Source organism: Achromobacter sp. FW305-C-30-7 (genome assembly GCF_058783105.1).
The window spans coordinates 605,422-628,565 of sequence record NZ_JBYSYI010000003.1; the positions used below are offsets into that span (position 1 = coordinate 605,422).

Consider the following 23,144-nt stretch of genomic DNA (forward strand, 5'->3'; position numbering starts at 1 on the left):
CGCCTACACCCGGCCCATCGCGAAACCCTTCGCGATGTAATGCCGCACGAACCAGATCACGATGCCGCCCGGCACGATGGTCAGCACGCCGGCCGCCGCCAGCACGCCCCAGTCCATGCCGGAAGCCGACACGGTGCGGGTCATGGTGGCGACGATGGGCTTGGCGTTGACCGAGGTCAGCGTGCGCGCCAGCAGCAGTTCCACCCAACTGAACATGAAGCAGAAGAACGCGGCCACGCCCACGCCCGACTTGATCAACGGCAGGAAAATGGTCAGGAAAAAGCGCGGGAAGGAATAGCCGTCGACATAGGCGGTCTCGTCGATTTCGCGTGGCACGCCGGACATGAAGCCCTCCAGGATCCACACCGCCAGCGGCACGTTGAACACCAGGTGCGCCAGCGCCACCGCCAGGTGCGTATCCATCAGGCCGAACGAGCTGTACAGCTGGAAGAACGGCAGCAGGAACACCGCGGGCGGCGTCATGCGGTTGGTCAGCAGCCAGAAGAACACATGCTTGTCGCCGATGAAGCGGTAGCGCGAGAACGCGTAGGCCGCCGGCAGCGCCACGGCCAATGAAATCACCGTGTTGATGACCACGTAGATCAGCGAGTTGATGTAGCCGGAGTACCAGGCTGGGTCGGTGAAGATGGTGCGGTAGTGCTCGAAGGTGAAGTCGCGCGGCCACAGCGTCAGGGAGCTGACGATTTCGGTATTGGTCTTGAACGACATGTTCAGCATCCAGTACAGCGGCAGGATGGCGAACACCAGATACAGGGTCAGGAAGACGCTGCGCCAGCGGGAATTTTTCTCACGCATTTGCGCGCTCCTCGTCAAAGCCGCCGGTGGTGCCGGCGCGCTGCATCCAGTTGTAGAGGATGAAGCACAAGAGCAGGATGATCAGGAAATAGACGATCGAAAACGCAGCCGCCGGCCCCAGGTCGAACTGGCCCACCGCCTTCTGCGTCAGGTACTGCGACAGGAAAGTGGTGGCGTTGCCCGGCCCGCCGCCCGTCAGCACGAAGGGCTCGGTGTAGATCATGAAGCTGTCCATGAAGCGCAGCAGCACCGCGATCATGAGCACGCCGCGCATCTTGGGCAGCTGGATGTAGCGGAACACCGCCAGGCGCGAGGCGCCGTCGATGCGGGCGGCCTGGTAATAGGCGTCCGGGATGGCGCGCAGGCCGGCGTAGCAAAGCAACGCCACCAGCGGCGTCCAGTGCCAGACGTCCATGATCAGCACCGTGATCCAGGCATCGAAATCGTTGCCGGTGTAGTTGTAGTCCACCCCCAGCCAGGACAGCGTGGCGCCCAGCAGACCGATGTCGGTGCGCCCGAACACCTGCCAGATGGTGCCGACCACGTTCCACGGGATCAGCAGCGACAGCGCGATGATCACCAGCACCGCTGACGCGCGCCAGCCGCTGGCCGGCATGGACAAGGCCAGCAGGATGCCCAGCGGAATCTCGATGGCCAGCACCGCCAGCGAAAAGCCGATCTGGCGGAACAGCGCGCCATGCAGCTCTTCGTCCTGCAGCACGGCGGCATACCACTCGGTGCCGACGAAGACGCGGCGTTCGGGCGAGATGATGTCCTGTACCGAGTAGTTGACGATGGTCATCAGCGGCAGGATGGCCGAGAACGCCACGCACAGCACCACGGGCAGGACCAGGAACCAGGCCCGGTGATCTATGGGTTTCATCGGATCAGCTCCTCGTTGCGGTAGAAGCAGGTGTGCGGATTCACGACCGACAGCCAGACCGTGCCGCCGGCGGCGGCCGGAACGATGTTGCTGCCCAGCCTGGCCCGCACCGGCGTGCCCTCGAAATCCGCCACCAGCAGCGTGTACGTGCCTACGTCCTGTACCCGCTCCACGCGCATGGCCACGGCGCCAGGCGCGCCCGGCTCGGTGATGCGCAGGTACTCCGGACGCACGCCCAGTTTCACGGGACCCGCGCCGTCCAGCTTGGCCGCCATCTCCGCCGGGACCCCGGCGACGCGGCTCTTGCCCACTTCCAGCCCGCCGTCGCGCCATTGCGCCGGCAGGAAGTTCATGCCCGGCGAACCGATGAAATGGCCCACGAAGGTGTGCGCCGGCCGCTGGAACAGGTCATCCGCCGAACCGACCTGCACCGCGCGGCCGCGCGCCATCACCATGACCTCGTCGGCGAAGGTCAGGGCCTCGGTCTGATCGTGCGTCACGTAGATCAGCGTCAGCTTGAACTCGTGGTGGATTTCCTTGAGCTTGCGGCGCAGCTCCCATTTGAGCTGCGGATCGATGACGGTCAGCGGCTCGTCGAACAGGATCGCCGACACGTCGCTGCGCACCAGTCCGCGCCCCAGCGAGATCTTCTGCTTGGCGTCGGCGGTGAGGCCGCTGGCGCGCCGGTCCAGCACATTGGACATTTCCAGCATCTCGGCGATGCGCCCGACGCGCTCGCGGATGAGCTTGGGCGCCATGCCGCGGTTGCGCAGCGGAAATGCCAGGTTCTCGGCCACCGTCATGGTGTCGTACACCACCGGGAACTGGAACACCTGGGCGATGTTGCGCGCCTGCGGCGTCTTGTCGGTGACGTCCTGGCCGTCGAACAGGATGCGCCCGTGCGACGGCCGCAGCAGGCCAGACACGCAATTGAGCAAGGTGGTCTTGCCGCAGCCCGACGGCCCCAGCAAGGCATAGGCGCCACCATCCCTGAAGGTGAAGGCCAGCGGCAGCAGGGCGTAGTCCTCGTCGGTCTTGGGATCGGCCACGTAGGAATGGGACAGGTCCAGCTCGATCTGCGCCATCAGGCCGTCTCCCCCGCGCCCACCGGCTGCCGGGGCGCGGCCAGCAGCGCGCCGCCCGCGCCGAAGGCATAGGTCTGCGCCGGGTCGAAGTACAGCTGCACGCGATGGTCCAAGGTATAGCGGTGTACGCCGGGCAGTTGCGCCACCACGTCGCCCGCCGGCGTCTGCGCGTGCACGAAGGTGTCCGACCCGGAAATCTCGGCCAGTTTCACCACGCCTGGCAGCACGATGTGGCCCGGCCGCGCTTCCACGTCCAGCGCGCCGGCGCGCAGGCCGGCGGTGATGTCCGCATCGGCGCCTGACGGCAGCGCCCGTTCGACCGCCACGTCTCCTTGCAGGACGAAGCCGGTAGCCGTGCGCTTGGCGGAGAACAGGTTCATGGGCGGATCGCTGAAGGCGCGCGCCACGCGTATGGAGTTGGGCCGGTGGAAGACTTCGGCCGTGGGGCCGTATTGCAGCAATTCGCCGGCGTCGAGCACCGCGGTGTGGCCGCCCAGTAACAGGGCCTCGCCCGGTTCGGTGGTGGCGTAGACCACCGTGGAACGCCCTTCGGCGAACAATTCGGAAAGTTCGTCGCGCAATTCCTCGCGCAGCTTGTAGTCCAGATTGACCAGGGGCTCGTCCAGCAGGATCAGCGGCGCGTCCTTGGCCAGGGCGCGCGCCAGCGCCACCCGTTGCTGCTGTCCGCCGGACAGTTCCGAGGGATAGCGTTCCAGCAGATGGTCGATATGCAGCCGCGCCGCCATGGCGCGGACCTTTTCGGCAATGTCGCCCGCCCCGCGCAGCTTGAGCGGCGAGGCGATGTTGTCGTAGACCGACATGGACGGGTAATTGATGAACTGCTGGTAGACCATGGCGACGTTGCGCTGCCGCACCGGCACGCCGGTCACGTCGGCGCCATCGGCCAGCACGCGGCCTTCGGTGGGCCGGTCCAGTCCGGCCATGATGCGCATCAGCGAGGTCTTGCCCGCCAGGGTGGCCCCCAGCAATACCGTCATGGCGCCCGCGACGGGGGCCAGGCTCATGGGATACAGGTGCGTCTGCGAGCCGGCCCGCAAACCTATCCTGTCCAAGTTCAGCTGCATCTGGTCTCCTCTACCTACTAATACGTCCCTGTTTTTTACGGTGGACTTCGGTATTCGGTACAGCGGCTCGGCCTGCATTCAATCGAACAACAGGATGAGCATACTCTTTCAGATAGCTTTCGTTTATTGTGCGTTTTACTCAAGAAGCGAACAAAAAACAATCTTGCGGCGCGTCATTATTTTTCGCTTTTGTTGTTTTACTATACGAACATGACACTGAACCCCAGACAGAGCGCCCTGATCGAAATGGTGCGGGCCCAAGGCTCGGCTTCGATCGAGGAACTCGCCAAACGCTTTGACGTCACGCTGCAGACGGTGCGGCGCGACGTCAACATTCTTTCCGAAGCGGGCTTGCTGTCGCGCTTCCATGGCGGTGTGCGCATCGAAGCGTCCACCATCGAGAACATCGCCTACCGCAAGCGCCAGGGCCTGCACGCCGCCGGCAAGCAGCGCATCGCCGAAGCCGTGGCGCGCGCCGTGCCCGACGGCTGTTCGCTGATCCTGAACATCGGCACCACCACCGAAGCCATCGCGCGCGCCCTGCTGCGCCACCGCGGCCTGCGCGTCATTACCAACAACCTGCACGTCGCCGACATCCTCTCGGACAACCCGGACTGCGAAGTCATCGTGGCCGGCGGCGTGGTGCGTTCGCGCGACCGCGGCATCGTCGGCGAAGCCACCATGGACTTCATCCGCCAGTTCAAGGTCGACATCGGCCTGATCGGCATTTCCGGCATCGAGGCCGACGGCACCCTGCGCGACTACGACTTCCGCGAAGTGCGGGTCGCGCGGACCATCATCGAACAATCGCGCGAAGTCTGGCTGGCCGCCGACAGCAGCAAATTCAAGCGCCAGGCCATGGTGGAACTGGCGCACATCTCGCAAATCGACCGCTTCTTCACCGATGCGCATCCGCAAGAGCCGCTGGCCCAGGTCCTGCTGGACGCTGGCGTGCGCTGCGACGTCGCGGCCGCCCCGAATACCTTGAAGCAAACACCTTGAATCCCATGAACCAACCGCTAGCCTCCGTCGCCCCGCCCGACCGCAACCGCCTCCTGAACACGCTGGACAACACGCACTCCTGGGACGTGATTGTCATCGGCGGCGGAGCCACCGGCCTGGGCACGGCCGTCGACGCCGCTTCGCGCGGCTATCGCACCCTGCTGATCGAAGGCGCGGACTTCGCCAAGGGCACTTCCAGCAAGGCCACCAAGCTGGTGCATGGCGGCGTGCGCTATCTGGCGCAGGGCAACGTCAGCCTGGTGCGCGAAGCGCTGCATGAACGCGGCCTGCTCAACCGCAATGCGCCGCACCTGGTGTGGCCGCTGGGCTTCGTGGTGCCGGCCTACAACCTGTTCGACCAGCCCTTCTACGGCGTCGGCCTGAAGATGTACGACATGCTGGCCGGCAAGCTGAACCTGGCGCCCAGCCGCTGGCTGTCGCGCCGCGACACGCTGGCCAACGCGCCGACCCTGGCCGAGAACGTGCAGGGCAAGAACCTCAAGGGCGGCGTGCTGTATTACGACGGCCAGTTCGACGACGCGCGCCTGGCGATGAGCCTGATGCGCACGCTGTTCGACCTGGGCGGCACGGCGGTGAACTACATGCGCGCCACCGGCCTGACCATGACGGGCGGCAAGGTCGACGGCGTGACGGTGCAGGACGCGATCGGCGGCGCCAGCTTCACGCTGCGCGCGCGCTGCGTGGTCAACGCCACCGGCGTCTGGGTAGACGCGGTACGCCGCATGGAAGACAAGAATGCGCAGACCATGGTCGCGCCCAGCCAGGGCGTGCACCTGACCTTGCCGCAGGACTTCCTGCCGGGCAAGCGCGCCATCCTGATCCCCAAGACCGACGACGGCCGCGTGCTGTTCGTGGTGCCATGGAACGGCCACACCATCGTCGGCACCACCGATACGCCGCGCGACGACCTGCCGCTGGATCCGCAGGCCGGCGCCCAGGACGTGGATTTCATCCTGAGCACGGCGGCGCGCTATCTCAGCCGCAAGCCCACGCGCGATGACGTCACCAGCGTCTGGGCCGGGCTGCGTCCGTTGGTCAAGGCCACCGGCGAAGCCTCCACAAAGTCGCTGTCGCGCGAGCACACCATCCTGGTGTCCAAGGCCGGGCTGGTGACCGTCACCGGCGGCAAATGGACCACCTACCGCCGCATGGCGCAGGACGTGGTGGACACGGCCATCCAGCACCAGCTGCTGACGCAGGCTACCTGCCGCACGGAATCGCTGCCGCTGCACGGCGCGACGGGCCTGGCGCCCTCGCAGGAACATGCCGGTACGCCGGACAGCTACTACGGCAGCGACCTGCCCGCCTTGAAGGCGCTGCCTGGCGCCGAACGCATGCTGGTCAAGAGCAGCGGCCTGTCGGAGGCGCACGTGCGTTTCGCCGCGCGCTACGAACTGGCGCGCAGCGCCGAGGACGTGCTGGCGCGACGCAACCGCGCCCTGTTCCTGGACGCCGAGGCTGCGATGCTGGCCGCGCCGGAAGTGGCGCGCATCCTGGCGGAAGAGCTGGGACACGATGCCGCCTGGCAGCAGCGCACCTTGCAGGACCTTGAAGTGGTCGCGGCGAATTACCGTCTCAAATAGCGCGGTGGGCCATGGGTCGCGCATGCTTGCGAGCGGCTTTCTTGCGCTCGCTCTCACGCGCCGCACCCATCGCCTACGGGACTCTTAGCCGGCTCTTCTGGATCATCGCCTCGAACGTGCGCAGCAGCGCCGGGTCGCACTTGGAGCCGGCCTCCTGGTTCAGGATGCGCATGATTTCCGCGTGCGTGCGCGCGGGGTGATAGGGCCGCGCGTCACCCAGGGCGTCGTAGGAATCGGCCAGCGAAATGATGCGCGAATGCAGCGGGATGTCCTCGCCGGACAGGCCGGCCGGATAGCCCGAACCGTCGAAATGCTCGTGGTGGTGGCGCACTGCCAGCGCGATCAACTCGCGCTGCGGAATATCGCTGTGCATGATGATGTCGGCGCCCGCCGCGGCGTGCGCCTTCATGATTTCCCAATCGTCCGGGTCCAGCCGCTTGGGGGAATACAGCACGCGGTCCGGCGTGCCGATCTTGCCGATGTCGTGCAGGCGGGCGGCAACCGCGATCGCCTCCTGCTCCGCTTCGGGCAGGCCGCAGGCCCCGGCCAGCGCCACGCTCAGCGCAACAACTCTTTCAGAATGGCGGCCTGTGGCCGGGTCGCGCGCCCGCATGGCGGCGAACAAGGCCGCCACGCAGGAACCAGCAGGATATTCGGGTACGTCTGGAGGCATCGGTCATCGCGCGCAAGCGGATCGTGCCGCGTTGCGCCGTATCAAAAGGTCGCGATTCTGACACATTGCGCAGCAATCCTTGCCGATCAGATGCCGCGCCCCAGGGCAAAGCAGAGCCGGGCCGTCCGCAGGCTTGCCGCGCAGCGGACCCGGCTGCGCCCAGCCTCAGCCCTTCAACCTGTCCAGCAGCGCCTTCGCCACGCCCACGGAAGACGCTGGATTCTGGCCCGTGACCAGCAGGCCATCGCCGACCACATGCGGCTGCCAATCGGGACCGCTGGTGTACAGCCCGCCCAACTGCTTGAGTTCATCCTCCATCAGGAACGGGACCACGTCGCTCAGCTGCACTGCGGCCTCTTCCGCATTGGAAAACCCGGTGACCTGCCTGCCCTGCACCAGCGGCTTGGCGTCGGCCGTCTTGGCATGGCGCAGCACGCCGGGCGCATGGCACACGGCCGCCACCGGCTTGCCCGCCGCCAGCATGGTTTCGATCAGCGCGACCGAATTCGGATCTTCCGCCAGATCCCATAAAGGGCCGTGGCCGCCGGGATAGAACACGGCGTCGTAATCGGCCGCCTGCACCTGCGCAAGCCGCAGCGTGGCGGCCAGTTGGCGCTGCGCGTCCTGGTCCTGGCGAAAGCGCCGCGTATCGTCGGTCTGGACGTCGGGATCGTCGCTCTTGGGATCCAGCGGCGGTTGTCCGCCCGCGGGCGACGCCAGCGTGACCTTGGCGCCCGCGTCGACGAACGCGTAATACGGCGCGGCGAATTCCTCCAGCCAGAATCCGGTCTTGCGGCCGGTGTTGCCCAGCGTGTCGTGGGAAGTCAGCACGATCAGGATGTTCATGTGGCGCTCCTTTCATCCGGGCCGACGCGCACGATGCGCTTGCCGGCGTTTTCACCCTTGAGCAGCCCGATCAGGCCGCGCGGCGCGTTTTCCAGCCCATCGACCACGTCCTCGCGGTATTTGATGCGGCCTTGCTTGATCAAGCCTTCCATCGCCTCGCGGAATTCGCCGTAGCGGTGCGCGTACTCGTTGAAGATGATGAAGCCCTGCATCTTGAGGCGCTTGGTGAGGATGGTGCGCATCAGCAGGCCCAGGCGGTCCGGCCCCTGCGGCTGGCTGGTGGCGTTGTAGGCCGAGATCAGGCCGCAGACCGGTATCCGCGCGCGCGGATTCAAAAGCGGCAGCACCGCGTCGAAGACCGCGCCGCCCACGTTTTCGAAATACACGTCGATGCCCTGCGGCACGGCGCGCGCCAGGCGGCCCGGCAGATCGGGCGCCTTGTGGTCCAGGCAGTCGTCAAAACCCAGTTCCTGGACTACGTAGCGGCACTTGTCCGGGCCGCCGGCGATGCCGACCACTTTGCAGCCGTGGATCTTGGCGATCTGGCCGACCACCGCGCCGACCGCCCCGCTGGCCGCGGCCACCACCACGGTCTCGCCCGCCTTGGGCTGGCCGATGTCCAGCAGGCCCATGTAGCCGGTGAAGCCCGGCATGCCCAGCACGCCCAGCGAATAGGACGGGTGCTCGGGATCGGGCCCCAGGCGCAGCAGGCCGGCGCCGTCGGACAGGGCGTAGTCCTGCCAGCCGGATTGCGCCAGCACCCACTCGCCCGGGCGGTAGTCGGGGTGGTTGGAGGCCTCGACCCGCGTGACGGTGCCGCCGACCATGACCGCGCCGACCTGCACCGGTTCGGCATAGGACGGCGCGTCGCTCATGCGGCCGCGCATATAGGGATCGAGTGACAGGTACACGGTGCGCAGCAGCACCTGGCCTGGCCCCGGTTGCGGAACTTCGCCGGTTTCCAGGCGGAAATCGCTGTCGGCCGGCTCGCCCTGCGGGCGCGCGGCGAGCACGATGCGACGGTTGATGGAAGACGATTGCGGCATGACGGTCCAGCCTCCTGCAAGGAAGCCGCCCGGGCCTTGCGGGAACAGCCCGGGTGGCGGGATGGGTACCGGGCCATTACACCATCGATGCTCGCGCGGCCGACATGTAACCCTGGCCGCTGCCCCTCTTTTAATTAATTAATAATTTAATTAACATGCACCGCATGTGTCCTGAACCCCGCTCCGATTCCTCCGCGCCCGCTCGCCGGCCGGGCCGTCCGCCGCGCCCCGACAACGCCGCCGCGCGCGCCAATCTGCTGGACGTCGCCACCGGCCTGTTCGCCGCCCAGGGCGTCGCGGCCACCACGCTGACGCATATCGCGCAGCGCGCCGGCGTCACCTCGGCAATGGTGCACTACTACTTCAAGAGCCGCGACCAACTGATAGACGCGGTGGTGGAGGAGCGGATCCTGCCGGTCATCGGCTTCGTCTGGTCGCCCGTGCCGCAGGCGCAGGACCCGGCTGCCGACCCTGCGGCCGCCGTGCGGGCCTTCATCACCGAGGTTGTCGGCCGCCTGGTGCAAAGCGCCGCCGAGCGCCCCTGGCTGCCCGCCTTGTGGCTGCATGAGGTCGTCAATGAAGGCGGCCAATTGCGTGACCGCGTGCTGCGCCATCTGCCTGCCGAACGCCTGCAGACTCTGATCGGCCTGATCGCCGAAAGCCAACGCAAGGGCGCCATCACGCCGGGCGTGGAGCCGCGCCTGGTGTTTCTTTCCATCCTGGGCCTGACCCTGCTGCCGCTTGCCACCTCCAGCCTGTGGCGGCGCGTGCTGCAGGACGACGCGCAGGCGCAATCCATCGACACCCGCGCGATCGCGGCGCACGCGATCGCCATGCTGACGGGCGGCCTGTTCTCGCCGTCCGTTTCGATTTCCGCTCCTCCAGGACGCTGACCATGCGCATCCATCCCGTCTTGCGCCGCCCCCTGCCCGCCAGCGCGCTGGCCTTGCTTGCCCTGGGCGGCTGCGGCAAGGAAGACCACGCCTTCTTCCAGGGCTACGCCGAAGGCGAATACGTCTACGTGGCATCCTCCGAGGCCGGCAGGCTGGCCGAACTGCCGGTGCGGCGCGGCCAGCAAGTGGCGGCCGACGCGCCGCTGTTCGCGCTGGAGGCCACGCGCGAAACCGCGGCGCGCGACCAGGCCAGCGCGCAACTGGCCGCCGCCGTGGCGCAGCAGGAAGACATTGCCACCGGCAAACGCCCGGCGGAAGTCGACGTCAGCCGCGCCCAGCTGGCGCAGGCCGAGGCCGCCAGCCGCCGCTCCGCGGCGCAACTGCGGCGCGACACCGACCAGTTCCGCATCGGCGGCATCGCCCGCGCGCAGCTGGACGACAGCCGCGAGCAGGCGCAGTCGGACGCGGCGCGGGTACGCGAACTGCAGGCCCAGCTGGAAGTGGCCAGCCTGCCCGGCCGCGACGAACAGCGCCGCGCCCAGGCCGCCGAGGTCGATGCGGCCAAGGCCGCCCTGGCCCAGGCCGAATGGACGCTGGCGCAGAAGCGCCTGGCCGCGCCGGCCGCGGGACTGGTGTTCGACACGCTCTATCGCGTGGGCGAATGGGTGCCCGCAGGCAGTCCGGTGGTCAGCCTGTTGCCGCCGGGCAATATCAAGGTGCGCTTCTTCGTGCCGGAGGAAGCTCTCGGCGCGCTCAAGATGGGCCAGCAGGCCACCGTGCGCTGCGACGCCTGCGGCGATCCCATTCCCGTGCGCATCGACTACATCTCGACTCAGGCCGAGTACACGCCGCCCGTGATCTACAGCCGCGAAAGCCGCAGCAAGCTGGTGTACATGGTGCAGGCCCGGCCCGCGCCCGAGGCCGCCGCGCGGCTGCACCCAGGTCAGCCAGTGGAGGTGACGCAGCAATGAACGCGCCGGCCGCCACGCAAGCGTCCAACGGGCAATACGTCATCGACGTGCACGGGCTGAACAAGCGCTTCGGCGACAAGCACGTCGTCAACGACGTGTCGCTGCAGGTGCGCGAGGGCGAGATCTTCGGCTTCCTGGGTCCCAACGGCAGCGGCAAGACCACCTGCATCCGCCTGATGTGCGGCCTGCTGACGCCGGACTCGGGCAGCGGCACTTGCCTGGGCTACGACATCCTGCGCGACAGCGAGCAGATCAAGCGGCACGTCGGCTACATGACGCAGAAGTTCTCCTATTGGGACGATCTGACCATACGCGAGAACCTGGATTTCGTGGCGCGCATGTATGGCATGCCGGACCGCAAAGCCACCGTGGACCGCGCGCTGGAAGACCTGGGCCTGCAAAGCCGCGCCAAACAGCTGACCGGATCCTTGTCCGGCGGCTGGAAGCAGCGCCTGGCGCTGGCGGCCTGCCTGCTGCATCGGCCGAAACTGCTGCTGCTGGACGAACCCACCGCCGGCGTGGACCCGACCGCCCGCCGCGACTTCTGGGAGCAGTTGCATGAGCTGGCGGCGCGCGGCATATCGGTGCTGGTCAGCACGCACTACATGGACGAAGCCGAGCGCTGCCACAAGCTGGCCTATATCTCTTACGGCAAGCTGCTGACGCAGGGCACGGCCGAAGACGTCATCGCCGAACAGGGCCTGACCACATGGGCCATCCACGGCCACAACCTGGTGCCGCTGGCGCAGCGGCTGCGCGGCGCGCCGGGCGTGGACCAGACCGTGGCCTTCGGCTCCGCCCTGCACATCAGCGGCCGCGACGCGGCGCTGCTGGAACGCACGCTGCGGGATGCCATTGCCGGCCAGGACCTGAGCCTGGAACGCATCGACACCAGCCTGGAGGACGTCTTCATCTACCTGATGAAGCGTTCCACCGACAATTTCGCGAGCCCGCCATGATGCGCCATCTGCAAGGCTTTTCCTGGTCGCGCTGGTGGAGCATGGTGCTCAAGGAGTTCCTGCAGCTGCGCCGCGACCGCATCACCTTCGGCATGATCGTGGGCCTGCCCATCATGCAGCTGGCGCTGTTCGGCTACGCCATCAACACCAATCCCAAGCAGATGCCGACGGCGGTCATCACCGCCGACCACAGCCCCTTCACGCGCAGCTTCGTCGCGGCGATGAAATCGTCGGACTACTTCCACATCATCGAGGAACTGGACACCGAAGAGGCCGGACGCACGGCGCTGGCCCAGGGCCGCGTGCTGTTCGTGCTGACCATACCGCCGGACTTCAGCCGCAAGCTGCTGCGCGGCGAGCGTCCGGCGCTGCTGATCGAGGCCGACGCCACCGACCCCATGGCGACCGGATTGGCCCTGGGCGCGGCCACGCAGCTGTCGCAGGCGGTGGCGACCAAGGACCTGACCGGCCCGCTGGCCAGCCTGGCGGGCGGCCAGCCGCCCTTCGACGTATTGGTGCACCAGCTCTACAACGAAGAGCAGATCTCGCAGTACAACACCGTGCCCGGCCTGATGGGCGTGATCCTGACCATGACGCTGGTGATGATGACCGGCCTGGCCATGACGCGCGAGCGCGAACGCGGCACCATGGAAAACCTGCTGGCCATGCCGGTGCGGCCGCTCGAAGTGATGACGGGCAAGATCGTGCCTTACATCGCGATCGGCCTGATCCAGTCCAGCATCATCCTGCTGGCCGCGCACTTCGTGTTCCACGTGCCATTCCTGGGGTCGCTGCTGGCCGTGTACCTGTCGGCGCTGGTGTTCGTCGCCGCCAACCTGACGGTGGGCATCACGCTGTCGTCGCTGGCGCAGAACCAGTTGCAGGCCATGCAGCTGACCATGTTTTATTTCCTGCCCAATATGCTGCTGTCCGGCTTCATGTTCCCGTTCCAGGGCATGCCGCTGTGGGCGCAATACCTGGGCAACCTGCTGCCCCTGACCCATTTCAACCGGCTGATCCGCGGCATCCTGCTCAAGGGCAATGGCTGGTGGGACCTGTGGCCCAGCATCTGGCCGCTGCTGCTGTTTACCTTGGTCGTGATGACCGCCGCCGTGAAGTTTTACCGCCGCACCCTGGATTGAACCGCCATGTCCCGCCCCACGCCCCTGCCCCTTCCGTCCGCCGCCACGCACAGGCTGGCCGCGCCGGTCCTGTGCGCGCTGCTCGCGGGCTGCGCGGTCGGACCGGACTTCGAGCGGCCTGCGCCGCCGCAGGTCGACGCCTACGCCGCGCCGCGCGCGTCCGCCCCTTCCGCGGACGCGCAACGCCTGCAGGCCGGCGCCGACATCCCCGCGCAATGGTGGCGGCTGTTCCGTTCCGAGGCGCTGGATCAGCTGGTGCGGCAGGCGCTGCAAGCCAGCCCCACTCTGGAGCAGGCGCGCGCGCGCTTGCGTCAGGCCGGTGAAGACCTGAACGCCGAAACCGGCGGCCGCATGCTGCCCCAGGTCGACGGCAACCTGTCGGTGACGCGACAAAAGGTGGATCCGTCGGCCTTCGGCGTGCCGGTAGCCGAGCAGCCCGCGCCCTTCACGCTCTACAACGCGTCCATCGACGTGTCCTACACGCTGGACGTGTTCGGCGGCAACCGCCGCGCGCTGGAAGGGCTGAGCGCGCAGGTCGACTACCAGGCGCATGAGCTGCAGGCCGCGCGCATGTCGCTGGCCGCCAATGTGGTCACCGCCGCCATCCGCCAGGCCGACCTGGACGAACGCCTGGCCGACACCCGCGAGCTGCTGGCGGCCCAAGTGCGGCAGCAGGACATCATGCGCCAGCGCCAGCAGGCGGGCGGCGTTTCCGAGGCTGATTTGCGCAATCAGGAACTGCTGGTCGCGCAGACGCGGGCGACGCTGCCGCCGCTGGAGTACCAGCTGGCGCAGGCCACGCACCAACTGGCGGCCTACCTGGGCCTGGCGCCGGCCGATCTGCGTACCGCGCCGCTGCGGTTGGCCGATCTGACGCTGCCCGCCGACGTGCCCACCGGCGTGCCCTCGGCCTTGACGCGCCAGCGCCCCGACATCCTTGCCGCCGAAGCGCTCTGGCACCAAGCCTCGGCCAACGTCGGCGTGGCCGTCGCCAACCAGTATCCGCAGTTCACCCTAACCGCCAGCTTCGGTTCGCAACGCACCCGCGTGGGCGACCTGTCTAATGGCCTGAACGTCTGGAGCCTGGGCCTGGGACTGGTCCAGCCGCTGTTCCACGGCGGCGAACTGCGCGCGCGCACACGCTCGGCCGAGGCCGCCTACGATGCGGCTGCCGCCGGATACCGGCAAACAGTGTTGGAGGGCTTTCGCCAAGTGGCCGACGCCTTGCGCGCGGTACAGACGGACGGCGATGCCTACCAGGCCAGCGACGAGGCGTGGCGCCGCGCCGACCAGGCCGAGCGCATCGCGCAAGGCCGCTACCAGGCCGGCGGCATCAGCCACTTGAGCCTGCTGGACAGCCAGCGCCAGCTGTTGCAGACACGCATCGCGCGCACCGCCGCGGACGCGGCCCGCCATGCCGACACCGCCGCCCTGTTGCAGGCGCTGGGCGGCGGCTGGTGGAACGAAGCGCCCGGCGGCGCACCATAACGGTGCCGTCCATGCGCAATGCGTAACCATGTCCGAGAATTCGGGTAAGAAACTGGTGTTGTGCGAGGTTTAGGAAATCGCTGTATCCGATGCATCATGCATGCGCTCATGCTGCACAGACACAACGATTCATGAATGACCTACTAGACCTGATCGTCTTCTCTCCCGCCCCCGGAGTACGCGCGCAGCGCAGCGCGGCGCTGGCGGAAATGGGCTTCTCGCCCCGGCCGTGCGAAGACTCCAACAGCCTGTTCCGGCTGTTCCAGGCCCACCGCACTCCATTGCTGGTGATGGAAGCCGGACTTTCCGAGCTCTGCATGGCCGTGGCCGGCCTGCGCGCCATGGACACCACCGCCGGCATCGTCGCCGTGTCCACCTTCGATTCCCCTGAAAACCGCATCCTCGGCCTGCATTGCGGCGCCGACGTCTGCCTGCCGCCCGATGTATGCGCCGCGGAAATCGCAGCCGCGCTGCAAGCGCTGGTACGTCGGATACCCGCCGCCAGGCGCGCCGCGGACGCCGAGCCGCGCCCGGCGCAAGCCGCGCCAAGCGAAGCCCCCGGCAAATGGCAGTTCCATGACGCGGCCTGGACCCTGGTCAGTCCGCAAGGCACGCGGCTGGCATTGACGCTGGCCGAGCGGGAGTTCCTGCTCAAGCTGACGGCTTCCGCCGATAAGCGCCTGCCGCGCGCCGACGCGGCCAGCACCGACACGCACGGCGGCCACGAATCGATGCGCCGCACCGACGTGCTGGTCAGCCGCCTGCGGCGCAAGGCGCAAGACCTGAACCTGGAACTGCCGATCCGCACGGTCTGGGGCTGGGGCTACGCCTTCACCGGAGAAATCTGAGACCGCAGGCCCGGCCCCGCGGGCGCGCCCGCCGCCGCGGCCCGCGGCGGGCGTATCATGCGGCGTACGAGGCCGATTCCCGGCCTGCGCCCGCCACGCTCCCTCCTTCGCGCCCGACATGGAAGTCTTCGAACGCCTGCAAGCCCTGCTTGCCCTGAACCAGGCCCGCTACCGCCTGATTGAACACCCCGCGGCCGGCCGCTCCGTCGAGGTCGCGGCGATCCGCGGCACCGAGGTCAGCCAGGGCGCCAAGGCGCTGGTGTGCCGCGTGAAGATATCGTCCAATCAGCGCAAGAACGTGCTGGCGGTGTTCCCTGCCGACAAGCAGGCCGACCTGGACGCCATCGCCCGCGCGGCGGGCGGCAAGAAGGCCTCGCTGGCGTCGCAGGACTTGGCGCGCGAACTCACCGGCTGCGAAATCGGCGCCATCCCGCCTTTCAGCTTCAACCCCGAACTGCACCTGCTGGTGGATCCCAGCCTGCGCCTGCGCCATGGTGAAATCGTGTTCAATGCGGGGCGTCTGGACGCCTCCATCCTCCTGAACACGGAAGACTATTTCCGGCTGGCCGCGCCCGCAGAGGCGCCGCTGATCAAGGCCTGATCCCCAGGCCGCGCCACGAGGCCGCCATGTTCCGCTCCTCGCTGAAACATGCCGCAAGCGGCTCCAATATGCGTTGGCTGATGAGCCTGGCGCACATGGAGCCTTCGCCCATCAGCCGCTGGGTGGCGCTGCGCGCCGCCCTCGCCATCGGCCTGCCCTCGGCCGTCGGGCTGGCGCTGGACCAGAGCGCGGCCGCGGCGCTGGTTGCGCTGGGCGCGCTGCCCGCCATCACCGGCGACAACGGCGGCCCCTACCGCAACCGCGCGCTGTCCATCGGTGCCACCGTGTTCGGCGGCGCGCTGGGGTATTTCCTGGGCACGATGATTGCCGGACATGGCCTGTGGACCTCCGCCGCCATGACCTTGCTGGTGCTGGCGGCCAGCCTGGTCGGCACCTTCAACAACATTGCCGCCGTCGCCACGCTGCAATTCGCCGTCTACGTCATCGTCGGCGCCAGCCTGACTTCCACCCTGCCGCCCTGGCTGCCTTCGATCCTGGTGGGCGCCGGCGGCCTGTTCGGCCTGGCGCTGACCCTGACGGGCTGGGTGGTCAACCCGATAGCGCCCGAGCGCGCCGCGGTCGCCATGGCCTACCGCAAGCTGGCGGCCATGTTCGCCGCCATCGGCACCTCGCGCACCATGAGCGCGCGGCGCGACATGGAAGCGGCCATGACCACCGCCTACGACACCGTGCTGGCCGCCCGCCGCGGCGCGGCCGGCCCCTCGCCCCGGCTGGCGCGGCTGGCCGCGCAGTTGCAGGCCTGCACGCCGCTGACCAACGCCGCGCTGGCGTTGGCCCGCGCCGGGCGGGTGCTGCCGCACGATTGCGCCCGTGTCATGAACCGGCTGGCCGACCGCGTGGAAAACGACGCGACGCCGGACCCGCGCGACGACATCGCTACCTTGCGCCAGGCGGGCATGGATCCATTGGCCGACGCGCTGGCCCAGGTGCAGCCGCTGCTGGACGGCGCCGCGCTGACCGAGGCCGACGCCTTCGCCGGCCTGCCGCCGGCGCGGCCGCGCACGCCCTGGCGCGTGCTGGCGCGCACCTACCGGCCGGGGCCCACCACGCTGCGTTATCTGGTTCGGCTGGGCCTGTGCCTGATCGCCGCCGAGGTGGTGGCGATGGCGGCCTCGCTGCCGCGCTCCTACTGGGTGCCGCTGATCGTGGTGGTGGTGTTCAAGCCCAACTTCGGCTCGGTGTTCGCGCGGGCGCTGCAAAGCTGCGCCGGCAGCGTGGTCGGCGTGGCGATCAGCGCGACCGTGCTGGCGCTGGACCGCAACGGCATCGTCAGCCTGCTCACGGTGGCGGCGCTGGCGTCCCTGCTGCCCTGGTCGGTGCGGCGCAACTACGGCTTGTTCTCGGCCATCATGCTGCCCATCCTGATGCTGCTGATCGGCGCCCTGCAACCGGGCAGCTGGCCCATCGCGCTGGCACGCCTGATCGACGTGGCCGTGGCCGCGGGCATCGTGCTGCTGGTGGGCTACCTGCCCTGGATACGCATCGAACGCGGCAACCTGGACAACGCGGTCGCGGCCGCCATGGACACACTGGCCGCCTATCTGAACACCGTGTTCCAGGCCGACCTCACGGGCCGCCACGACCTGCGCGCCAGCGCCTATGCGCGGCTTTCCGACCTGCGCATCGCCTTGCAGCGCGGGCTGTCCGAGCCCCGCCTGGTCAGCCGCCGCGCGCTGGCGTGGTGGCCAGTGGAGGTGGCGCTGGAACGGGTCGCCAACGCCATTTCCGACACGGCATGGTCGCTGCCCGCCGATCAGGCCGCGCCCAGCGCCGCGGAACTGGCGCAGTTGGCCGCGAGCCTGCATCAGATGAGCGCCGCGGTCGTCCAGGGCGAGGCGATGCCGTCCGCCGCCATCGCCTCGCCCGCGCCCGCGCTGCGCGACGTGGCGGCCCAGATCGAAGCCTTGCGCGCCGCGCTGGCCGGCCCGGATTTCGCGGCCGCGCCAGGCAAAGCCCTTCCCCACAAACCCGCCAACCAGGTCTGAACCATGTGTCTTGCCGTACTGGCCCTGCATGCCCTGCCGGGTATCCCCGTCCTGATCGCCGCCAACCGCGACGAGTTCCATCAACGCCCCACCTTGCCGGCCGCGCAATGGCCGGACGCGCCCGAGGTCTACGCGGGCCGCGACGGTCTGGCCGGCGGCAGCTGGATGGGAGTCACGACCGGCGGCCGCCATGCCCTGGTGACCAACTTCCGCGAACCCGGCAAGCTCATCCAGAACGCACCTTCGCGCGGCGCGCTGGTGGAAGACTATCTGCGCGGCGCGACGTCCCCGGCCGACTACCTGACGCAGGTCCATGCCGCCGGCCAGGCCTACAACGGCTTCAACCTGATCGTGGGCGACGCGCATGAAGCCTGGTATCTCAGCAACCGCGACGGCGGCCCGCGCCGCCTGGCTCCCGGCGTCTATGCCCTGTCCAACCATCTGCTGGACACGCCCTGGCCCAAGCTGGCGCGCACCAAGGCTGCTTTCGAAGCCGTGCTGCGCAACGGGCCGCAGCCAGACCTGCCCGCGTTGATGGCCGCGCTGGCCGACCGCCAGCCCGCCGGGGACGCCGAGCTGCCTGCCACCGGCCTGCCGCTGGATCGGGAAAGGCTATTGAGCAGCCCTTTCATCGTCAGTCCGAACTATGGCACCCGCAGTTCCAGCGTGCTGGCGCTGCGCGACGATGGCGCCGGACAGCTGGATGAAAGGCGCTTTGGCCCGGACGGCACCGTCAGCGGCGAAAGCCGGCTGACATTTTCCTGGCGCGCGACTAGCGGTACGCTTGCATAGGCTGCGGAAACAATCGGTTGATATCGGAGGCCCGCGGGAGCGAACTCCGCGCCGGCATGCGGGTCGAACTGTTCATGCGCGCCGGGCAGGCGTGCAGATCGTCCTATTCAGGAGAGTCTCATGAACAAGCGTATAGAACGCTGCACCATGGCCGCCGCGATGGCGCTGGGCAGCATGGCCTTTGCCGGCATCCTGTCCACCGCGCAGGCGGGCCTGCCGCCGGTACAGCAGCAAGGTTCGGTGCAGTACGTCAGCGGCGGCATCGGGCTGGACGAATCCGAAGCCATGAAGGCCGCCGCCAAAGACTATCCACTGGCGCTGACGTTCGCCGCGCAACGCGACGGCAAGGCCGACTACGTCGCCAATGTCGCCGTCACCATCAGTGACGCGCATGGCAAGTCCGTCTTGCAAGTTACCGCCGAAGGTCCGTACATGCTGGTGAAGCTGCCTGCCGGCAACTACAAGATCTCGGCCACCTACAACGGCCAGGCGCAGCAACGCGAAGTGTCCGTGCAGAACGCGGGCACCGCGCGCGCCGTATTCGAATGGAAGTAGCGGGCGTCATGGCACGCGCTTGAACGCGCGCGCCACGGCTTCGATTTCGTTGGTCCAGATTCCGCCCGCGTAACCCGCCGGCACGCGGCGGATGTCCTCGGGCGTGTCGATGCCCGTGGAAAACCCCTCGCCGCCGTAAGGGCCGATCAGGAACGCGCTGCTGCCTGCGGCATCCATGCGTTCCAGGAAGCGACCGGGCCAACCCCACAGCCAGGGCGCCACGTTCACCGGCACCATCAACACCATGCCGCGGCAGACCTGCGGCACATGGCCGCTCCAGCCTGCGGCCGCGTAGCGCAACAGGCAGGACTTCAAGTCCGAGCGTGTCAGCGTCCGCAGGTCCGGCGCCAGCTGGCGCAGCCGGCCTACCGGCTCCTCGCCGCCGTACACCATGAAGTCGGCCCGCCTTGCGGATGGCATGCCATTGAGCACGGCCGCCAGCGCCGCGCCCTCGGCCGCGTCGCGGCTCTTGACGTTGATCAGGAAACGCTGGCGCGGAAAGGCCTCCAGCACTTCGGACAGCGTGGGCATCAGACCCACGCCGCGCCCGCGGAACGGAAAGGTCTTGCCGCCGTCGGCGGTATAGCCGTAGCCGATGTCCAGCGCCTTGAGCTCGGCCATCGTGTGCGCGCGCGTCTCGCCGCGGCCCTCGGTGCGGCAGTCGACCGTCCAGTCGTGGAACACGGCGAACTGTCCATCAGTGGTGGGATGGACGTCGATCTCCACGATGTCGGCGCCGGCGTCGAAGCTGGCGCGCATGGACGCGATGGTGTTCTCCAGATAGCCGTGCGTGGGCGCGACGATGCGGGTGGCGGTGCAGGTGTCCTGCTCCATGCCCGCCGTGTCGTAGCGCTGCGCAATGCCGCGATGCGCCAGCAGCGTCGCCCTCGCGCCGGGATCGGGAACGGTCCGGTCGGCGTTGTTGAGATAGACGAAGCCCAGCAACGCGATGGCTGCCAGCGCTGCAACGCGCCGCTTGCGCATGCCTGCTGCCCCTTAGACGCCGGAGAACAGGATCGCGATGATGAAGCCCACGCTGATCGTCCAGACCAGCGAGCGCAGCGCGCCCCAGCCTGCCAGGTACATGGCCAGATAGCCCAGCCGCACGCCCAGCCAGCAGGCCATCAAGGTGGCGACATGCGCGGGCGGCGCCTGGGTATACAGCGCGAACAGCACGGCCGCATAGAAAAACGGCAGCGATTCGAAGGTATTGGTCTGCGCCGCGTTGGCGCGTGCCCGCCAGCCTTCCTGGCGCGCCAGCCAGGCGCGCGGATCATTGTTGTCGAACTTCTGTCCGCCCGCCTTGGCGACTATCGCCGATACGAAAGGCAGCAGCGCCGCCGCCAACATCAACCACGCGATCATTTTCATAGTCTGGCTCCCAGGTATCCGGCAGGCGCCAGGATACCTTTGTTCGGAGCGCGGCGGCAGAGAATGAAGTGCAGGGCCTGGTCCGCGCGGCTTGCGCCGGGCCGCGTTTACACTCAGCGCTTGCCAAGTCCATCCACCTCCATGCCCCTGCTCAGCCCCTGGTCCGCCCTGTTTCTTGCCGCCGCCATGTTGTGGCCGCCCGCCACGCGGCGCTGGGCGCTGGCGCCATTGGCCGCCGCCTACGCCTGGGCCTGGGCCGAGGGCACGATAGATCCCGTGGCGCTGGCCTGGCCTGCGCTGCTGATCCTGGCTGGGGTGCTGGTCCAATCGGCATCGAACGCAACGACGCGCGCCGCCGGCCACGCGCTCTTCATCGCGTTGGCGACCTTGTTGTTCCTGCATCTGCTGCCGGGCTTTCACAACCCGCAGGTCATCGCGCCGGCGCCGCTGAGTCCGGACGCCGTGCCTTTCGGCATGTACCTGAACCTGGACAAGCCGCTGGTGGCGTTCTGGGTGGTGCTGGCCATGGCGCCGCCGATGGCGGGAGCGGATTTCCGCGCAACGCTATCGGCGGCGTTCCTGGCCTGCGCGGCCGCGGTGGCCGTCTGCCTGGGTTGCGCCCTGGCGCTGGGCGTGGTGGGCTGGACGCCCAAATGGCCGCCATCGGGCTGGATCTGGCTGATCAACAACGCCCTGCTGGTAACGCTGGCGGAAGAGGCGCTGTTCCGCGGCTACCTGCAGCAGCGGCTGACGGACTTGTGGAGCGGCCGCAACTGGGGGCCGTGGGCGGCATTGATCATCGCGGCCGTGCTGTTCGGCCTGGCGCATTACGCTGGCGGTTGGCAATGGATGCTGCTGGCCGGCCTGGCAGGCGCGGCCTACGGCCTGGCCTACCGCTACGGCGGCCTGGCCGCGGCGGTGCTGGCGCACCTGGGCCTGAACGCGGCGCACTTCGGCTTGTTCACCTATCCGATGCGCGCCGTGCTCTGAAGGCTGGGCCTTTTACCTACGCCAGTGCCGGATAGTCGGTATAGCCCCCCGGACCCGGCGCATAGAAGGTGGCCGGGTTGGGCCGGTTCAGCGCCGCCTTGAGTTCGAAACGGCGCGCCAGGTCCGGGTTGGCGATGTACTGCACGCCGAAGGCCACGGCATCAGCCCGGCCCGCGGCGATGGCAGCCTCGGCGGACTCGCGGCCGAATCCTTCGTTGGCGATGTAGGTGCCGCCGAATTCGGCCTTGAGCATCGGGCCCAGGCTGTCAGCGGCTTCGTACTCGCGCACGCACAGGAAGGCGATGCCGCGCTTGCCGAGTTCGCGCGCCACATAACCGAACGTGGCGGCCGGATTGGAATCGCCCATGGTGTGGATATCCCCGCGCGGCGACAGGTGCACGCCCACGCGGCCCGCGCCCCACACCGATATACAGGCATCCACCGCTTCCAGCAGCAGCCGCGCGCGGTTTTCCAACGAGCCGCCATAGGCGTCAGTGCGGTGGTTGGTGCTGTCCTGCAGGAACTGGTCCAGCAGATAGCCGTTGGCGGCATGCACTTCCACGCCGTCGAAACCGGCCTCCATGGCCATCTTCGCGCCATGGCGGTAAGCCTCGACCACACCCGGAATCTCGGCCGTTTCCAGCGCGCGCGGGGTGACATAGGCGCGCTGCGGGCGCACGTGGCTGACGTGGCCCTTGGCAGCGATGGCGCTGGGCGCCACGGGCAGTTCGCCGTCCAGGAACATGGGATCGGAAATGCGGCCCACGTGCCAGAGCTGCGCCACGATCAGGCCGCCGGCCTGGTGCACCGACGACGTGACCTTGCGCCAGCCCTGGACCTGCTCGGGGGTCCACAGGCCCGGCGTATCGGCATAGCCCACGCCTTGCGGCGTGACGGCCGTGGCTTCGGTCAGGATCAAGCCGGCGCCGGCGCGCTGGGTGTAGTACTCGACCATCAGCTCATTGGGCACGCGGCCCGGGCTGGAATGCATGCGCGTCATGGGCGCCATGACGATGCGGTTGCGCAGCGTCAGATCGCCTGCGCGCAGGGGTTCGAAAAGTTGGTTCATGCGTAAATCCTTGGCCCCGGACGAGGGGCCGCTGGCGGCGTAGCGGGGCTACATATCCTGGTTCAAGCGCCGCAGGAATGCGGCAATGACGGCTTCGTTGCGACGGTAGAAGATCCACTGCCCCACCTTGGTGGCCGAAATCAGGCCCGCGCGCTGCAAAACGGCCAGGTGCGAGGACACGGTGGACTGTGACAGTCCGCAGCGTTCATCGATGTGGCCCGCGCATACGCCATGCTCCAGCGTATGGCCCGGGCGCTCCTGGAAGTACGCATGCGGCGTCTTCAGCCACGTCAGGATGTCGCGCCGCACCGGATTGGCCAGCGCCTTGAGGATGGCGTCGGCGTCGACGGCAGGTAGCACGGCGGCGGGGTCTGGGCTGGGAGTGGGGGCAGTCATATTCAAATATCGCAATTTACCGA

Annotated in this window: 24 protein-coding genes; 13 read left to right on the plus strand and 11 right to left on the minus strand. The window is 68.1% G+C overall.

Annotation, left to right across the window (positions count from 1 at the left end):
- Positions 1-3: 3 nt before the first annotated feature.
- The 4 genes from AC3WOB_RS13455 to AC3WOB_RS13470 are packed head-to-tail and all read right to left on the minus strand — an operon-like array spanning position 4 to position 3,869.
- On the minus strand, positions 4-816 hold the full coding sequence (locus AC3WOB_RS13455) for a carbohydrate ABC transporter permease (RefSeq protein ID WP_492275294.1): 813 nt from the start codon (positions 814-816) through the stop codon (positions 4-6).
- The gene (locus tag AC3WOB_RS13460) at positions 809-1,699 is read right to left on the minus strand and encodes a carbohydrate ABC transporter permease (RefSeq protein ID WP_013394117.1); all 891 of its coding nucleotides are present in this window, start codon (positions 1,697-1,699) and stop codon (positions 809-811) included. Before AC3WOB_RS13460 ends, AC3WOB_RS13455 begins: the two co-directional genes overlap by 8 nt.
- Entirely contained in the window at positions 1,696-2,784 is a 1,089-nt protein-coding gene (locus tag AC3WOB_RS13465) for an ABC transporter ATP-binding protein (protein ID WP_492275295.1), read from the minus strand. Before AC3WOB_RS13465 ends, AC3WOB_RS13460 begins: the two co-directional genes overlap by 4 nt.
- A complete protein-coding gene (locus AC3WOB_RS13470; protein WP_207465290.1) occupies positions 2,784-3,869 on the minus strand; it encodes an ABC transporter ATP-binding protein in 1,086 nt (361 codons plus the stop codon). The genes AC3WOB_RS13465 and AC3WOB_RS13470 overlap by 1 nt, the downstream gene beginning before the upstream one ends.
- Before the next feature lie 210 nt (positions 3,870-4,079).
- On the opposite strand from AC3WOB_RS13470, the gene AC3WOB_RS13475 reads away from it, so the two are divergent.
- The gene (locus AC3WOB_RS13475) at positions 4,080-4,871 is read left to right on the plus strand and encodes a DeoR/GlpR family DNA-binding transcription regulator (protein ID WP_013394120.1); all 792 of its coding nucleotides are present in this window, start codon (positions 4,080-4,082) and stop codon (positions 4,869-4,871) included.
- Positions 4,872-4,876: 5 nt separating this feature from the next.
- Positions 4,877-6,475, plus strand: a complete 1,599-nt coding sequence (locus tag AC3WOB_RS13480) for a glycerol-3-phosphate dehydrogenase/oxidase (RefSeq protein ID WP_492275296.1) — start codon at positions 4,877-4,879, stop codon at positions 6,473-6,475.
- A gap of 73 nt (positions 6,476-6,548) precedes the next feature.
- On the opposite strand, the gene AC3WOB_RS13485 is transcribed toward AC3WOB_RS13480, so the two are convergent.
- From AC3WOB_RS13485 to curA, 3 genes are all read right to left on the minus strand, one after another.
- Complete coding sequence (locus tag AC3WOB_RS13485; protein WP_492275297.1) at positions 6,549-7,148, minus strand: HD-GYP domain-containing protein; 600 nt, start codon at positions 7,146-7,148, stop codon at positions 6,549-6,551.
- A 165-nt stretch (positions 7,149-7,313) separates the two neighbouring features.
- Positions 7,314-7,994, minus strand: coding sequence for a type 1 glutamine amidotransferase domain-containing protein (locus tag AC3WOB_RS13490; RefSeq protein WP_492275298.1), 681 nt, complete (start codon positions 7,992-7,994; stop codon positions 7,314-7,316).
- Positions 7,991-9,040 (minus strand): NADPH-dependent curcumin/dihydrocurcumin reductase, encoded by a 1,050-nt coding sequence (curA, locus tag AC3WOB_RS13495; protein ID WP_492275299.1) that lies wholly within the window; start codon positions 9,038-9,040, stop codon positions 7,991-7,993. The genes AC3WOB_RS13490 and curA overlap by 4 nt, the downstream gene beginning before the upstream one ends.
- Before the next feature lie 164 nt (positions 9,041-9,204).
- Between curA and AC3WOB_RS13500 the strand changes: the two genes are divergently transcribed.
- From AC3WOB_RS13500 to AC3WOB_RS13545, 10 genes are all read left to right on the plus strand, one after another.
- Complete coding sequence (locus tag AC3WOB_RS13500) at positions 9,205-9,933, plus strand: TetR/AcrR family transcriptional regulator (protein WP_492275300.1); 729 nt, start codon at positions 9,205-9,207, stop codon at positions 9,931-9,933.
- A 2-nt stretch (positions 9,934-9,935) separates the two neighbouring features.
- The gene (locus tag AC3WOB_RS13505) at positions 9,936-10,904 is read left to right on the plus strand and encodes an HlyD family secretion protein (RefSeq protein ID WP_492275301.1); all 969 of its coding nucleotides are present in this window, start codon (positions 9,936-9,938) and stop codon (positions 10,902-10,904) included.
- Positions 10,901-11,863, plus strand: coding sequence for an ABC transporter ATP-binding protein (locus tag AC3WOB_RS13510; RefSeq protein ID WP_492275302.1), 963 nt, complete (start codon positions 10,901-10,903; stop codon positions 11,861-11,863). Before AC3WOB_RS13505 ends, AC3WOB_RS13510 begins: the two co-directional genes overlap by 4 nt.
- Complete coding sequence (locus AC3WOB_RS13515) at positions 11,860-13,005, plus strand: ABC transporter permease (RefSeq protein ID WP_013394128.1); 1,146 nt, start codon at positions 11,860-11,862, stop codon at positions 13,003-13,005. The genes AC3WOB_RS13510 and AC3WOB_RS13515 overlap by 4 nt, the downstream gene beginning before the upstream one ends.
- A gap of 6 nt (positions 13,006-13,011) precedes the next feature.
- Positions 13,012-14,493 (plus strand): efflux transporter outer membrane subunit, encoded by a 1,482-nt coding sequence (locus tag AC3WOB_RS13520; protein WP_492275303.1) that lies wholly within the window; start codon positions 13,012-13,014, stop codon positions 14,491-14,493.
- Positions 14,494-14,624: 131 nt separating this feature from the next.
- Positions 14,625-15,341 (plus strand): DNA-binding response regulator, encoded by a 717-nt coding sequence (locus tag AC3WOB_RS13525; RefSeq protein ID WP_492275304.1) that lies wholly within the window; start codon positions 14,625-14,627, stop codon positions 15,339-15,341.
- Between the two features lie 118 nt (positions 15,342-15,459).
- Entirely contained in the window at positions 15,460-15,942 is a 483-nt protein-coding gene (locus AC3WOB_RS13530) for a YbaK/prolyl-tRNA synthetase associated domain-containing protein (protein WP_013394131.1), read from the plus strand.
- 26 nt (positions 15,943-15,968) lie between these two features.
- A complete protein-coding gene (locus AC3WOB_RS13535) occupies positions 15,969-17,948 on the plus strand; it encodes an FUSC family protein (protein WP_492275305.1) in 1,980 nt (659 codons plus the stop codon).
- A 3-nt stretch (positions 17,949-17,951) separates the two neighbouring features.
- Entirely contained in the window at positions 17,952-18,740 is a 789-nt protein-coding gene (locus AC3WOB_RS13540) for an NRDE family protein (RefSeq protein ID WP_492275306.1), read from the plus strand.
- Positions 18,741-18,860: 120 nt separating this feature from the next.
- Positions 18,861-19,295, plus strand: a complete 435-nt coding sequence (locus AC3WOB_RS13545; protein ID WP_492275307.1) for a carboxypeptidase-like regulatory domain-containing protein — start codon at positions 18,861-18,863, stop codon at positions 19,293-19,295.
- A gap of 6 nt (positions 19,296-19,301) precedes the next feature.
- Here AC3WOB_RS13545 and AC3WOB_RS13550 read toward each other — a convergent pair whose 3' ends face one another.
- Together AC3WOB_RS13550 and AC3WOB_RS13555 are read right to left on the minus strand one after the other, a co-directional pair.
- Positions 19,302-20,279: a glycerophosphodiester phosphodiesterase family protein gene (locus AC3WOB_RS13550; RefSeq protein ID WP_492275308.1), complete on the minus strand. Its 978-nt coding sequence runs from the start codon at positions 20,277-20,279 to the stop codon at positions 19,302-19,304.
- 12 nt (positions 20,280-20,291) lie between these two features.
- Positions 20,292-20,666: an MAPEG family protein gene (locus AC3WOB_RS13555; RefSeq protein ID WP_013394136.1), complete on the minus strand. Its 375-nt coding sequence runs from the start codon at positions 20,664-20,666 to the stop codon at positions 20,292-20,294.
- A gap of 141 nt (positions 20,667-20,807) precedes the next feature.
- Between AC3WOB_RS13555 and AC3WOB_RS13560 the strand changes: the two genes are divergently transcribed.
- Positions 20,808-21,656: a CPBP family intramembrane glutamic endopeptidase gene (locus tag AC3WOB_RS13560; protein ID WP_492275309.1), complete on the plus strand. Its 849-nt coding sequence runs from the start codon at positions 20,808-20,810 to the stop codon at positions 21,654-21,656.
- Between the two features lie 16 nt (positions 21,657-21,672).
- On the opposite strand, the gene AC3WOB_RS13565 is transcribed toward AC3WOB_RS13560, so the two are convergent.
- Both AC3WOB_RS13565 and AC3WOB_RS13570 read right to left on the minus strand, forming a co-directional pair.
- A complete protein-coding gene (locus tag AC3WOB_RS13565; RefSeq protein WP_492275310.1) occupies positions 21,673-22,725 on the minus strand; it encodes an alkene reductase in 1,053 nt (350 codons plus the stop codon).
- Positions 22,726-22,773: 48 nt separating this feature from the next.
- The gene (locus tag AC3WOB_RS13570) at positions 22,774-23,121 is read right to left on the minus strand and encodes an ArsR/SmtB family transcription factor (protein WP_492275311.1); all 348 of its coding nucleotides are present in this window, start codon (positions 23,119-23,121) and stop codon (positions 22,774-22,776) included.
- Between the last annotated feature and the right edge of the window lie 23 nt (positions 23,122-23,144).

Coding starts and splice junctions, on each gene's coding strand:
- AC3WOB_RS13455 (WP_492275294.1), bottom strand. CDS start 816: ATGCGTGAGAAAAATTCCCGCTGGCGCAGCGTCTTCCTGACCCTGTAT.
- AC3WOB_RS13460 (WP_013394117.1), bottom strand. CDS start 1,699: ATGAAACCCATAGATCACCGGGCCTGGTTCCTGGTCCTGCCCGTGGTG.
- AC3WOB_RS13465 (WP_492275295.1), bottom strand. CDS start 2,784: ATGGCGCAGATCGAGCTGGACCTGTCCCATTCCTACGTGGCCGATCCC.
- AC3WOB_RS13470 (WP_207465290.1), bottom strand. CDS start 3,869: ATGCAGCTGAACTTGGACAGGATAGGTTTGCGGGCCGGCTCGCAGACG.
- AC3WOB_RS13475 (WP_013394120.1), top strand. CDS start 4,080: ATGACACTGAACCCCAGACAGAGCGCCCTGATCGAAATGGTGCGGGCC.
- AC3WOB_RS13480 (WP_492275296.1), top strand. CDS start 4,877: ATGAACCAACCGCTAGCCTCCGTCGCCCCGCCCGACCGCAACCGCCTC.
- AC3WOB_RS13485 (WP_492275297.1), bottom strand. CDS start 7,148: ATGCCTCCAGACGTACCCGAATATCCTGCTGGTTCCTGCGTGGCGGCC.
- AC3WOB_RS13490 (WP_492275298.1), bottom strand. CDS start 7,994: ATGAACATCCTGATCGTGCTGACTTCCCACGACACGCTGGGCAACACC.
- curA (WP_492275299.1), bottom strand. CDS start 9,040: ATGCCGCAATCGTCTTCCATCAACCGTCGCATCGTGCTCGCCGCGCGC.
- AC3WOB_RS13500 (WP_492275300.1), top strand. CDS start 9,205: ATGTGTCCTGAACCCCGCTCCGATTCCTCCGCGCCCGCTCGCCGGCCG.
- AC3WOB_RS13505 (WP_492275301.1), top strand. CDS start 9,936: ATGCGCATCCATCCCGTCTTGCGCCGCCCCCTGCCCGCCAGCGCGCTG.
- AC3WOB_RS13510 (WP_492275302.1), top strand. CDS start 10,901: ATGAACGCGCCGGCCGCCACGCAAGCGTCCAACGGGCAATACGTCATC.
- AC3WOB_RS13515 (WP_013394128.1), top strand. CDS start 11,860: ATGATGCGCCATCTGCAAGGCTTTTCCTGGTCGCGCTGGTGGAGCATG.
- AC3WOB_RS13520 (WP_492275303.1), top strand. CDS start 13,012: ATGTCCCGCCCCACGCCCCTGCCCCTTCCGTCCGCCGCCACGCACAGG.
- AC3WOB_RS13525 (WP_492275304.1), top strand. CDS start 14,625: ATGAATGACCTACTAGACCTGATCGTCTTCTCTCCCGCCCCCGGAGTA.
- AC3WOB_RS13530 (WP_013394131.1), top strand. CDS start 15,460: ATGGAAGTCTTCGAACGCCTGCAAGCCCTGCTTGCCCTGAACCAGGCC.
- AC3WOB_RS13535 (WP_492275305.1), top strand. CDS start 15,969: ATGTTCCGCTCCTCGCTGAAACATGCCGCAAGCGGCTCCAATATGCGT.
- AC3WOB_RS13540 (WP_492275306.1), top strand. CDS start 17,952: ATGTGTCTTGCCGTACTGGCCCTGCATGCCCTGCCGGGTATCCCCGTC.
- AC3WOB_RS13545 (WP_492275307.1), top strand. CDS start 18,861: ATGAACAAGCGTATAGAACGCTGCACCATGGCCGCCGCGATGGCGCTG.
- AC3WOB_RS13550 (WP_492275308.1), bottom strand. CDS start 20,279: ATGCGCAAGCGGCGCGTTGCAGCGCTGGCAGCCATCGCGTTGCTGGGC.
- AC3WOB_RS13555 (WP_013394136.1), bottom strand. CDS start 20,666: ATGAAAATGATCGCGTGGTTGATGTTGGCGGCGGCGCTGCTGCCTTTC.
- AC3WOB_RS13560 (WP_492275309.1), top strand. CDS start 20,808: ATGCCCCTGCTCAGCCCCTGGTCCGCCCTGTTTCTTGCCGCCGCCATG.
- AC3WOB_RS13565 (WP_492275310.1), bottom strand. CDS start 22,725: ATGAACCAACTTTTCGAACCCCTGCGCGCAGGCGATCTGACGCTGCGC.
- AC3WOB_RS13570 (WP_492275311.1), bottom strand. CDS start 23,121: ATGACTGCCCCCACTCCCAGCCCAGACCCCGCCGCCGTGCTACCTGCC.